The 11,638-nt window shown below is 65.2% G+C and carries 11 protein-coding genes; 6 read left to right on the top strand and 5 right to left on the bottom strand.

The genetic code is table 11. The features are described from left to right. The first annotated feature begins 44 nt into the window (after window positions 1-44). The 4 genes from ACSSVG_RS02460 to ACSSVG_RS02445 are packed head-to-tail and all read left to right on the top strand — an operon-like array spanning window position 45 to window position 5,012. Window positions 45-641 carry a hypothetical protein gene (locus tag ACSSVG_RS02460; RefSeq protein ID WP_492417089.1) on the top strand — a complete coding sequence of 199 codons (597 nt, stop codon included), beginning with the start codon at window positions 45-47 and terminating at the stop codon, window positions 639-641. A gap of 42 nt (window positions 642-683) precedes the next feature. Continuing rightward, complete coding sequence (ligA, locus tag ACSSVG_RS02455; RefSeq protein ID WP_492417087.1) at window positions 684-2,972, top strand: NAD-dependent DNA ligase LigA; 2,289 nt, start codon at window positions 684-686, stop codon at window positions 2,970-2,972. Further along, the gene (locus ACSSVG_RS02450) at window positions 2,969-3,793 is read left to right on the top strand and encodes an inositol monophosphatase family protein (RefSeq protein ID WP_231339477.1); all 825 of its coding nucleotides are present in this window, start codon (window positions 2,969-2,971) and stop codon (window positions 3,791-3,793) included. Before ligA ends, ACSSVG_RS02450 begins: the two co-directional genes overlap by 4 nt. A 10-nt stretch (window positions 3,794-3,803) precedes the next feature. After that, window positions 3,804-5,012 (top strand): AAA family ATPase, encoded by a 1,209-nt coding sequence (locus ACSSVG_RS02445; protein ID WP_492417085.1) that lies wholly within the window; start codon window positions 3,804-3,806, stop codon window positions 5,010-5,012. A 22-nt stretch (window positions 5,013-5,034) separates the two neighbouring features. Here ACSSVG_RS02445 and ACSSVG_RS02440 read toward each other — a convergent pair whose 3' ends face one another. From ACSSVG_RS02440 to ACSSVG_RS02420, 5 genes are read right to left on the bottom strand one after another with little or no spacing between them, the layout of a single operon-like run. Next, entirely contained in the window at window positions 5,035-6,069 is a 1,035-nt protein-coding gene (locus tag ACSSVG_RS02440) for an aldo/keto reductase (protein ID WP_492417083.1), read from the bottom strand. Then, on the bottom strand, window positions 6,069-7,436 hold the full coding sequence (locus tag ACSSVG_RS02435; RefSeq protein ID WP_231339480.1) for an LLM class flavin-dependent oxidoreductase: 1,368 nt from the start codon (window positions 7,434-7,436) through the stop codon (window positions 6,069-6,071). The genes ACSSVG_RS02440 and ACSSVG_RS02435 overlap by 1 nt, the downstream gene beginning before the upstream one ends. Before the next feature lie 30 nt (window positions 7,437-7,466). Further along, complete coding sequence (locus ACSSVG_RS02430; protein WP_231339481.1) at window positions 7,467-8,189, bottom strand: ABC transporter ATP-binding protein; 723 nt, start codon at window positions 8,187-8,189, stop codon at window positions 7,467-7,469. Further along, window positions 8,165-9,079 carry an ABC transporter permease gene (locus ACSSVG_RS02425; RefSeq protein ID WP_492417080.1) on the bottom strand — a complete coding sequence of 305 codons (915 nt, stop codon included), beginning with the start codon at window positions 9,077-9,079 and terminating at the stop codon, window positions 8,165-8,167. Before ACSSVG_RS02425 ends, ACSSVG_RS02430 begins: the two co-directional genes overlap by 25 nt. 2 nt (window positions 9,080-9,081) lie before the next feature. Then, a complete protein-coding gene (locus ACSSVG_RS02420; protein WP_492417078.1) occupies window positions 9,082-10,191 on the bottom strand; it encodes an ABC transporter substrate-binding protein in 1,110 nt (369 codons plus the stop codon). Window positions 10,192-10,660: 469 nt separating this feature from the next. On the opposite strand from ACSSVG_RS02420, the gene ACSSVG_RS02415 reads away from it, so the two are divergent. Both ACSSVG_RS02415 and ACSSVG_RS02410 read left to right on the top strand, forming a co-directional pair. Beyond that, complete coding sequence (locus ACSSVG_RS02415) at window positions 10,661-11,173, top strand: GNAT family N-acetyltransferase (protein ID WP_231339484.1); 513 nt, start codon at window positions 10,661-10,663, stop codon at window positions 11,171-11,173. Between the two features lie 57 nt (window positions 11,174-11,230). Beyond that, a complete protein-coding gene (locus ACSSVG_RS02410; protein WP_253467442.1) occupies window positions 11,231-11,623 on the top strand; it encodes a RidA family protein in 393 nt (130 codons plus the stop codon). Window positions 11,624-11,638: the final 15 nt, after the last annotated feature.

Genomic DNA, 11,638 nt, shown 5'->3' with positions numbered 1-11,638 from the left:
CCCCCAAACCGGGACGCCCCAACGCCCCAACTGAGGTTACTTTCATGCGACACTCCGTTGTCCCTGCCGTTCTGTTGGCTGCCGGCTTGCTTCTGGCACCCGCTGCCGCCGCGCACGCTGCTCCCTGCGACGGGAAGTTTTCCTGCGCTCCCAGCGAGGGGGCCGACGACCCGTCGCCGACGCAGCCTGCGCTGGCCCCGGAAGCGGACAAGAAGCCGACGCCGAAGCCGGAACCAACCCGGGTGCGGGAAACTCAGAATGCCCCTGCACCGGCGCCAACGGTGGAGGCGCCACGCCCAGCGGTGACCCAGGCCCCGGTGAAGATGGCACCCCAACCGGCCAGTCCGGCGTCGAGCCCGTCCGAAGCAGCGTCGACCCCCGAGGCCACCGTGGCGTCAGCGACGCCGTCGGCTGCTCCGAGCGCCAGTGCCACCTCCGCCAGCCCAAGTCCGTCGAAGTCCTCCAACTGGAACACCCCGGTGGACAAGGGCAAGGAAACACAGGCCGCCGTGTTGGCCGGCAATTCCATCGAGGGGCCCAACATGCTGGGCCTGTTCGGCATTCTGGGCGGCGTGCTGATTGTGGGCCTGGGAGGCCTGGCGTTCGCGCTGTGGAGCAAGAACCGGCTCTCGTCGCACTAGCGGCACCGCAATAATGTCGTTGGCTTGCGGCAAGATAGACGTGTGAGCACACCAGAAACTGCGAATCCGGTAGAAACCACAGGTGAAGAGGCGGCTGCCGCCGTCGTGGAAGCAGAGGGCACTCCGCCTTCGGAGTCGTTGCGCGATGAGTACGAGCAACTGGCCGATCTCGTCCGCAAGTACCGGTATGCCTATTACCAGGAAGACTCACCCACGGTATCCGATGCCGAATTTGATGAACTGTACCGGCGTCTGGAGGAGCTGGAAGCCCTTCACCCGGAACTTGTCTCGAATGACTCTCCCACGCAGGAAGTAGGCGGCGAAGTCTCCTCGGCGTTCGCTGCCGTGGAGCACTTGCAGCGGATGTACAGCCTGGATGACGTCTTTTCATTGGACGAGCTCGAAGCCTGGGTCCGGAAAGCAGAAGCATCCGTGGCGAAGCTCGGAGATTCCGTCCCGCCCATCGCCTGGCTGACGGAGTTGAAGATCGACGGCCTTGCCGTGAACCTGCTTTACCGGGACGGCAAACTGGTCCGCGCGGCCACCCGCGGCGATGGCACCACTGGCGAAGACATCACCCACAACGTCCTGACCATCAAAGAGATCCCCAGGGAACTCAGCGGGTCCGGATACCCGTCGGAGGTGGAGATCCGGGGTGAGGTGTTCATCCCCTCCAAGGCATTCGTTGCGTTCAACGAGACCCTCGTGGCCGCAGGCAAAGCCCCCCTCGCCAACCCCCGCAATGCAGCAGCCGGCTCCTTGCGCCAGAAGGACCCGGCAGAAACTGCCAAACGGCCGTTGAGCATGTACGTCCACGGCATCGGCGCCCGCGAAGGACTCGAGGCCAAGAGCCAGTCCGAAACGTACAAGCTCCTGGAAGCATGGGGCCTGCCGACCAGCCCGTACCTTAAGGTCCTGGACTCCTTTGAAAAGGTCCTTGAGTTCATCGGGCACTACGGCGAGCACCGGCACGACCTCGCGCATGAGATCGACGGCATCGTGGTCAAGATCGACGACTTCGCCACCCAGCGGGCCCTCGGCTACACCTCCCGGGTCCCCAGATGGGCTGCTGCGTACAAGTACCCCCCGGAAGAAGTCCACACCAAACTTCTGGACATCGCCGTCAACGTTGGCCGCACCGGCCGTGTGACTCCTTTCGGTTTGATGGAACCCGTGAAAGTGGCAGGCTCCACGGTGGGCATGGCTACGCTGCACAACCAGGACGTGGTCAAGGCCAAGGGCGTCATGATCGGGGACATCGTGATCCTTCGTAAGGCCGGCGATGTTATCCCCGAAATCGTGGGCCCCGTGCTGGCCTTGCGCGACAAGCAGGTCCCACCGGTCCGGGAATTTGTGATGCCCACCGAATGCCCCTCCTGCGGCACCCCGCTGGCGCCGGCCAAGGAAGGCGATGTGGACATCCGCTGCCCCAACGCGAAGTCGTGCCCGTCTCAATTGCGTGAGCGTGTGTTCCACCTCGCGGGCCGTGGTGCTTTCGATATTGAAGCTTTGGGGTGGGAAGCAGCCATCGCACTCACTCAGCCCGCCGAGCCTGTGACGCCACCGCTGACCAGCGAGGCGGGACTCTTCAGCCTGACGCGCGAGGACCTGGCTGACGTGCTGATCCGTAGGGAGAAGCGTTCCAAGGGTTTGGGTACGGGTGAGTACGAACTTGTTCCGTACTTTTACACCAAGGGCACGGCCAAGTCCCCGTCCAAGCCAACGGCAACCACTGAGAAACTGTTCGGGGAGTTGGAGAAAGCCAAGAAGCAGCCGCTTTGGCGTGTCCTGGTAGCGCTCTCCATCAGGCATGTGGGCCCAACCGCTTCGCGGGCGTTGGCCACGGCTTTCGGGAGCATGGATGCCATCCGCAACGCCACGGAAGACCAGATGGCCCACGTCGATGGAGTTGGCCCCACCATTGCGGTCGCCCTGAAAGAGTGGTTCGCCGTGGACTGGCACAACGAGATCGTGGACAGCTGGGCTGCCGCCGGTGTGCGGATGGAGGACGAGCGGGACACCTCCATGCCCCGGACACTGGAGGGTCTCACCATCGTTGTCACCGGTACTTTGCCCACCTACAGCCGCGACGAAGCCAAGGAAGCCATCATCATCCGTGGCGGGAAGGCGTCAGGCTCTGTTTCCAAGAAGACCAGCTACCTGGTGGCCGGCGAAAGCGCAGGAACCAAGCTGGACAAGGCGGAGCAGCTCGGAGTTCCCGTGCTGGACGAGGACGGGTTCCGTGAACTCCTTGCCAATGGGCCCGCAAAGGCTGAGGCGGACACTGAAGCAGCACCCGAAGCGGACGCTGCCGAGGCGGTCTCCGAATGACGGACGTGACGGAGCTGTTGGCCGTAGCTCAACGTGCGGCCGCGGCGGGGGCTGCAGTGCTCGCGCAGAGGTCCGTCGGCGGCACCGGCGGCGATGGCCTGGAAACCAGCAATAAGGGCGAGGCCGGAGACTGGGTCACGGCCTTTGATGTCGCGGCGGAGAATGCGGTCCGCGACGCCATCCTTGCAGAGCGTCCCCACGACACCATCACGGGGGAGGAGCACGGCACCACGAGGCCCGAACAGCCTTCGGGTTACCGCTGGTCCATCGATCCCCTTGACGGGACCACCAATTTCATCCGCAACATCGTCTACTACGCCACCTCTGTTGCGGTAGCGGATTCCGACGGCGTCTGGTTGGCCGGCGTCGTTCACGCGCCTGCGCTGGGGCGCGTCTATTCGGCGGCCCGCGGTCAAGGAGCCTGGTTGGAAGCGGCCGGAGAGACCGCACGGCTGGCCGGACCGGTCCCGGGTCGCAAAGGACTCATCCTGGCCACGGGATTCAGTTATGACCCCGCGACCCGGGCGAGCCAATCTGCCGGCTTGGCCGAGCTCATGGAAGGCTTTGCCGATGTTCGGCGCCTGGGGTCCGCTGCGCTGGATCTCTGCCTGGTGGCAGATGGAACCTTCGATGCCTACGGCGAACGCGGACTCAACGAGCACGACTTCTCCGCCGGTGCACTGATCGCTGAAGAGGCTGGTTGCTGGGTACGCCGGCCGCGCCTTGAGAGCCCCCTCGACGGCGGACCCACCGCCGAGGACCGCCTTGCATCGTGGATGTGTGCCGGCACCTTGGAACTGTCCGGCAAATTCCCGCTGTAATCATCAAACCGTGATCACAACGCTCGCCATCGCCAATTACCGGTCCGTCCGGGACCTCACCATGGAATTGCATGGCTTGGACGTCGTGACCGGGGCGAACGGGAGCGGCAAGTCCTCGCTCTACCGGGCCTTGAGGCTGCTGGCGGAGTGTGCCGGAGGCGATTCCGGCAATGTGGTGGGCTCATTGGCCCGGGACGGTGGTCTGGCTTCCACGCTTTGGGCTGGACCCGAGTCCATCAGCGAGGCCATGCGCCGCGGTGACGTCCCTGTCCAGGGAACGGTCCGGCGGGAGTCCGTCAACCTGAAACTAGGGTATTCCGGCGACGACTTCGGGTACTTGGTTGATCTTGGCATGCCTTCCTCCAGCGGTGCCGGCTTTGATCAGGAAACCGGCCGGCCCCGCCCCTCGGCGTTCAGCCTGGATCCTGAAATTAAGCGGGAACAGATATTCTCCGGTCCCGTGGCAAGGCCGGGTTCCCTGTTGGTGGACCGCAAAGGGGGCCTCGCTAAGTTGCGGGGTCCGGATGGCGAGTGGACGGAGTTGTCCCGGCGGCTGGACACCTTCCAGAGCATGCTGACGGAAGTCTCGGACCAGGACAGGGCGCCTGAAGTGCTGCGGGTCCGGGACTCGGTACGTTCATGGCGTTTCTACGACCACTTCCGAACAGATACGGAGGCTCCCGCGCGGCAAGCGCAGCTCGGAACACGCACACCCGTACTGCACCACAGCGGCAAGGACCTCGCGGCCGCTCTGCAGACGCTGCGGGAAGTGGGCTTCGAACGGCAGTTGGATGCCGCAGTCGATCATGCTTTTCCCGGGAGCCGCCTGGAGATCGCGGTCAACGACGGCCGCTTCAGTGTCGAGTTGCGGCAGCCTGGCATGCTGCGGCCCATGAAGGCTGCCGAGCTCTCGGATGGGACGCTGCGGTTCCTCCTGCTGACCGCAGCGTTGCTGACCCCGCGCCCACCGGAGCTCATGGTCCTGAACGAACCCGAGACGAGCCTGCACGTTGACCTGATGCCGGCACTGGCCGGACTGATAGTCCAAGCCAGTGCCAACAGCCAGATGATCGTGGTGACGCACTCGGAGGCCTTGCTCAAAGCACTCCGGGAGAGCGGAGCCGCGCACGAACACGAGCTTTACAAGGACGTGGGCGAGACCCGGATCAGGGGCCTCGGCTCACTGGAAGGTCCGCTGTGGAGCTGGCCCAAGCGCTGAAGGCAACTGCGCGCTGGGCTGCTTATCGAGAGGAACGACGACGCCGGGCCGGTTCAGTCAGCCAGACCGGCTCATACCCCGCGTCGGCCGTGTTCAGGGTGGTCCCCGGCGGTACGATCTCATCGATCCTGTCCAGGACATCGGGGGACAGGTTGAGCTTGTCCGCCCCGATGGCTGCCTCCAAGTGTGCCAGGGTACGCGGCCCGATGATCGCCGAGGTCACTGCCGGGTGTTCCAGCACGAAGGCCAGGGCGAGGTGGATCAGTGACAGCCCCGCTTGCTCGGCCAGGTCGGTCAACTCGAGGACGGCCTTCGTTTTGAGGGCGTTCTCAGGCAGGTTCGGATCGTGCCGGGCCGGCTGGCGTCCCGCGCGGCTCGACGGAAGATGACCGCCCTTGGGCTGGATCCTGCCGGATAACCAGCCTCCGGCGAGCGGGCTCCATGGGAGGACCCCAAGCCCGTGCTGCTGCGCCAACGGGAGCACTTCACGCTCCGCTCCGCGGGCCAGGATCGAGTATGGCGGCTGCTCTGTGACCGGCCGCTCGCGGTGGCGTTCCCGCGCCACGTACTGGGCTTCGACGATCTGGCCCGGCAAGAACGTTGACGTGCCGATATAGCGGATCTTGCCTTGGGTGACGAGGTCGCTGAGGGCACCGAGTGTCTCGTCGATGTCCGTATCGGGTTCGGGCCGGTGGACTTGGTACAGGTCGATCCAGTCTGTTTGCAGCCGGCGCAGGCTGTCCTCGACTTCACGGATGATCCAGCGGCGCGAATTGCCGGCCTCGTTCACGTCGTCGCCGAGGCGACCGTGGACTTTGGTGGCCAGGATGACTTGGTCCCGCCGTCCCTGCAGGGCCTTGCCCACAATTTCCTCGGACTCACCCTGCGAATACACATCGGCCGTGTCCACCAGGTTGATGCCGGCGTCCAGCGCCCGGTGGATGATGCGGATGCTGTCGTCGTGGTCCGGGTTGCCGATCGCTCCGAACATCATGGTTCCCAATGTCAGCTGGCTGACCTTGACCCCGGTCCGCCCGAGGTTCCGGTATTCGGTCATCAGAAGGCCGACCCGATGGACGTGAGCTGCTGCGCGGCGGATCCGGCGAAGCGGTTCTCGGGACGGGCGAGTCCGTAGTGTCCGCGGAGGGTGGACTCGGTGTATTCCGTGCGGAACAGGCCGCGCTGCTGGAGGATCGGCACCACCTGGTCCACGAAGATTTCCAGTCCCGAGGGGAGGACCGGCGGCATGATGTTGAATCCGTCAGCTGCGCCGGCAAAGAACCAGTCCTGGATGGCGTCGGCAACTTGCTCGGGCGTGCCGGAGAACGTGCGGTGGCCACGCCCGCCACCCAGGCGGCCGATCAGCTGCCGGACGGTGAGCTGCTCACGTCGCGCCAGTTCCACAATCAGGGTGTAACGGCTCTTGGCTCCTTCGATCTCATCCTCCGAGGGCAGGTCGGCGGGCAGTTGGCGGTCCAGCGGGAGGTCTTCGGGCTTCAAGCGCAGCGTCTTGGCCAGCTGTTCCCGGGCGTATTCAGGCTTGATCAATTCGTCGAGTTCGCGCTCAAGCTTGAGCGCTTCGGTTTCCGTGGAGCCGATCACCGGGACGATGCCCGGCAGGATCTTGATGCCTTCGGGGTCACGGCCCACTGCAGCGGTGCGCGCCTTAAGGTCTGTGTAGAAGGCCTGGGCGTCGGCCAATGTTTGGTGTGCGGTGAACACGGCTTCTGCGTACTGCGCGGCCAGTTTCTTGCCGTCTTCCGAGGACCCCGCCTGCACGATCAGTGGGTGGCCCTGCGGTGAACGCGGGACATTGAGCGGTCCGCGGACGCGGAAGTGCTTGCCCTCGTGCTCGATGGCGCGGATCTTGCTGTCATCGCCCCAGACACCCTCGGCTTTGTCGGCCAGCACGGCGTCGTCTTCCCAGCTGTCCCAGAGTTTCTGGGCCACCTCGATGAACTCTGCGGCCCGCTCGTAGCGGACAGCATGGGCCGGTTGGTCATCTACGCCGAAGTTGCGCGCGGCGTCCGGTCCCGCCGTCGTAACGACGTTCCAGCCTGCGCGGCCGCCGCTGACCCAGTCCACCGACGCGAAGCGGCGGGCCAGGTTGAAGGGGTCGTTGTAGGTGGTGGAGGCTGTGGCGATCAGCCCGATTTTCTGCGTGGCTGCGGCGATGGCAGTCAGTAGCACTGTGGGTTCCAGCTTGCCGGCGGGGCGGCGGCCCACTTCGCCGAACAGGACAGGGGAGTCCGCGAAGAAGATGGAGTCCAGCTTCCCGCGTTCGGCCGTGCGGGCCAGGTGCTGGTAGTGCTCCACCTTGGTGGAGGACAGGGGATCGCTTTCCGGAAGCCGCCATGAGGCTTCGTGGTGGCCGGTGCTCATGAGGAAGGCGTTGAGGTGGAGGTGGCGCTGGGGTTCAGACATGGGTTTCTCCTTGATTCGGATAAGGGGGGTTCAGGCGGCAGCGTGGACGCCGAGGGCTTCGAGCAGTTCGCCCCTCAGCGATGAATGGTCGACGGCGGTTCCGGCGGTGCGCTCCAAGGCGACACGGCCGCCTTGGAGGACGATGACGCGATCGGCCAGTGTGATGGCCTCGTCGACGTCGTGGGTGACGAGGAGTACCGCCGGGCGATGGGCGGCCACGAGCTCCTTCAGGAGGGTGTGCATTTTCAGGCGGGTTAGGGCATCGAGGGCGCCGAAGGGTTCGTCGGCCAGGAGCAGCCGGGGCTCCCGTACCAGCGACCTCGCCAGGGCGACGCGTTGCTGCTCACCGCCGGACAGTTCGTGAGGCCACGCCTTTTCGCGGCCGGCGAGTCCCACCTCGGTGAGTGCGCGGCGACCGCGGGCATCGGCGTCGTGATCTTTGAGTCCCAGCGTGACGTTGCCCAGCACGGTGTCCCACGGCAGCAGGCGCGAATCCTGGAACACCACGGACACCTGCTCCGGGACTTTCACCACACCGCTGCCGCGGACGTCGCGGTCCAGTCCGGCGAGGGCGCGGAGCAGGGTGCTTTTGCCGCAGCCGCTCGGACCCAGGAGGGCGACGAACTCGCCCGGGGCAATATCGAGGTCGACGCCGTTGAGGACACCTTTGGGTCCGAAGCTGCGAATCAGGTTCCGGACGGAGACCTCGTAGGAGGGGCGCGCCGTAGTTAGCCCGCCAGTGTGCGTTGCCATGACAATGCCTTTCGTTCCAGGAGCCGGACGGCTGCATCGGAGAGCAGACCCAGGACGCCGTAGACGGCCAGGCCCAGGACGATGATGTTGGTTTGGCCATAGGTGCGGGCGAGCTCCATCATGTAGCCGATGCCGCTGGTGGAGTTGATCTGTTCGACCACCACGAGGGAGACCCAGGCACCGGTGACGGCGAATCGAAGTCCCAGGAAGAACCCTGGTAAAGCTCCCGGCAGGACAACGCGCCGGATGAACCCGGCCCGGCTCAGGCCCACGGTTTGTGCCAGTTCGACGTAGCGGAGGTCGATGCCGCGCAACCCGGCATGGGTTTGGAGGTAGATCGGGACAAACACACCCAGAGTGATGGTGAGGACCTTCATGGTTTCGTCGATGCCGAACCACAGGATCAGCAGGGGAATCAGGGCCAGTCCGGGAATGGCGCGCTTGATCTGCACCGGGCCGTCGATCAGGGATTCACCCACCCGGCTCAGGCCCGACAGGACGGCCAGGACGGCTCCCACTACGATGCCGAAGAACAGCCCCAAACCAGCGCGCTGGGCCGAGATGGCCAGGTTCTCCTGGAGCCGGCCATCTGCGATCAGTTCGCCGGCCGTTGAAACCACGGTCCACGGCTCGGACAGGATGCGTGGGTCCAACAAACCGGTCGCCGAGGCGACCACCCACAACAGGATCAGCGCGGCAGGACCCACCAGGCCTGCAAATCGCCGGCGCTTCCCAGGTCCCAGGCGACGGCTCGTGGGCCGGATGTCGGGGCGGCCGGTGAGGTTCGGGGCGAGGTGGGGTTCGACGGCGGCACCCGGGTGAGTGCCGGCGTCGCCTTTGAACGGGGGAGCGGTGACCGTCGTCGCTCGGCGGGCAGCAGTGGTGGTCATGGCTACGCCACCTTCGCTGCGGCAGCGTACGCCGTGCCGCCGATGGCCTCGAAGCGCAGGTCGTAGAGTTTGGCGGCGTCCAACTGAGGCTTCTTCTGTTCGCGGGCAAGCAGGTCGATGGTCTGCTGGTGCCGGGCAATCGCGTCGGTCCATGACGTGGGAAGGTCGCGCTCGCCGGCGGCATCGATCAGGTACTGGCCATCCTCGACGGAAAGCCCTTGGTTGTTGACGTAGTAGCCCTGGAGCCATTCCTTGGGGTGGTCTTGGATCCACCGTTGGGCCTGGCCCCAGATTTCGACGTATTCGGCAAGCGCCGCAGCCTTGGCGGGATCATCCAGCACCTTGGCCGGAGCGTACAGGTGGCCGGGATCGTCCCGGAGGCCGTGCCGCAGCGTGGTTCCGCCGTCGGCGCCGTACTTGGCCAGGTAACGCTTGATCTGAACGCCTCCCAGCGGAGCGGCATCAACCTGCTTGCTGGACAGGGCAGTGGAGTAGGTGTCGCCGGTGCTGGGGAGTTCCACGAGCTTCACGTCGCTTTGCTGCAGGCCGGCCTTCTCGAGGATTCGCAGCACCAGGGCGCCCTGTGCCTGCCCTGGGCTGTACGCGATCTTCTTGCCGCGGAGCCCTTGGAGGTCCGTGATGCCCGCGTCGGGTGCCACACCCAGCTCGTACAACGGGTGGTTCACGGCGTCCTGGCGGTAGACGCTGGCGACGATGCGGACATCCAGCCCGGTCCACGTGGCGTGGATGGGAGGGATATCGGCCACGGAGCCCACATCCAGGGCGTTGGCCCGGAACGCTTCGGTGGTGGCGGGGCCGCCGGAGATGTTGGCAAATTTCACGGGGAAGCTGAGCTTCTTGTCCAAGCCGGAGAGCTCGAGGGCGACCTGCACGGAGGGATCGCCCACAACAAGCGTGGTGCCTTCCGGGACAGTCGTTGCCAGCGGGGCCGTCACTTGTGCGGCCTGCGTGGCCTCGCCGCCGGCGGTTGCTGCTCCGCCGCAGGCTGTCAGGAGCCCGAGGGCGGGAATTGCGAGGAGGGCGCCAAGAATGTGGCGGCGGTTCGGGGGTGTTGTGGGGAGTTTTTGGGCGCGGAGGGACGCGGGGGACATGTAAAGCCTTTCAGGTGCGGGAGGGTCGCTGCAGCCCGGAGCCAAGGGTATCGACGGGGCAGCGGTGCAGATCGCTAGTTCTGAAGGCGGGATGGACAGCAGGAGTGAGCCTGCGTTGCGTATGCATGGAAAACGGTGGTGGGCATCGGTTCCTCCTGTTCTCTGTCTACGAAAGTCGGCACGGTGTGCGGGCGTCAGTCATTGGCCGTGTGGCAACTCAAGCACGCCCGCCACGCCCTGCGCCAGCGTTTCGACATGTCCCCGCAACAGCACGAAACCGGGGTTCACCGCGAGCAACGGAACTCCATCCGACGCCATGGGAGGCAACACAAAAGCACCCCGTCGGTTGTCCATCTGATCAACAAGACGCCCTCAACCGGCGTCGTGAATTCCGTTCACGACTGATAGTTCCATCACGGAAAGGGGCTTTTGGCGCTGTGCGCATGTGCGGCGCGACTACCATTGGTAGGTGCTTTCGCCGATTACCGTCCGTCCCGCCCTGCCCGAAGACTACGACGCCGTTGCCCGCATTACGCAGGAGTCCTACGTCACCGCGGGGTACTACGGCGACGCCGACCACCCGTACCTGCAGAAGCTCCAGGACGTGGCCGGCCGCGCGGAGCACGCTGAGATCCTGGTGGCGGAGCGCAACGGCGAAGTTATCGGCTCTGTGACGGCAGCTCCTGCCGGTGGCGGCTTCTCGGACATCGGCCTCGACGACGAGCTGGAACTCCGTACCCTGGTGGTGGATCCGGCAGTCCAGCGCTCCGGCGCGGGCCGTGCGTTGGTGCAGGCCGTCGTCGACCAAGCCAAGGCCATGGACGGCATCAAGGCTGTGTCCCTGACGACGGGCGCCACGTGGGAAAGCGCCAACGCCCTGTACGCACGTACGGGCTTTGACCGCGCGCCGCACCGTGACTGGTTTGTCCCGGGCACCGACATAAAGCTGTTCGTTTACCGGCTGGACCTCCCACAGTCATAAAGTTTCCTTCGTAAACGCCGGTCACCGGACCGCGCGAAGCGACAGGAAAGGCGCGGCATGCGCAAGACATTCGGCACGGGTTCGGTCTGGGAACAGACCCTTGGTTACTCCCGCGCAGTCCAGGTGGACAATACCCTCTTCATTTCAGCTACGGCAGCCAGCGGGGTCGTTGATGGTCAACCGGGGATTGTTGGCGACGACTTCTACTCGCAGACCAAGTACATCCTGGAGAAGCTGGGTGCCGTTCTGGAGGAGGCCGGCTTCTCCTACGAGGACGTGGTCCAGTCCAAGTTGTACCTGACGGACATCAGCAAGTGGGAAGACGCCGGCCGTGCGCACGGTGAGGTCTTCGGCGAGATCCGTCCGACCCTGGCACTGGTGCACGTCCTGCCGTTCCTGGACCCGGAAATGCTCGTCGAGATTGAGCTCGTGGCGCAGAAGCCCGCGTAACGCCCCCTGCCGTAG

It is taken from the genome of Paenarthrobacter sp. E2MeOHC11 (assembly GCF_058744955.1).
The sequence above is the reverse complement of the archived record's forward strand: the minus strand, read 5'-3'. Positions and strand labels throughout refer to the sequence as shown.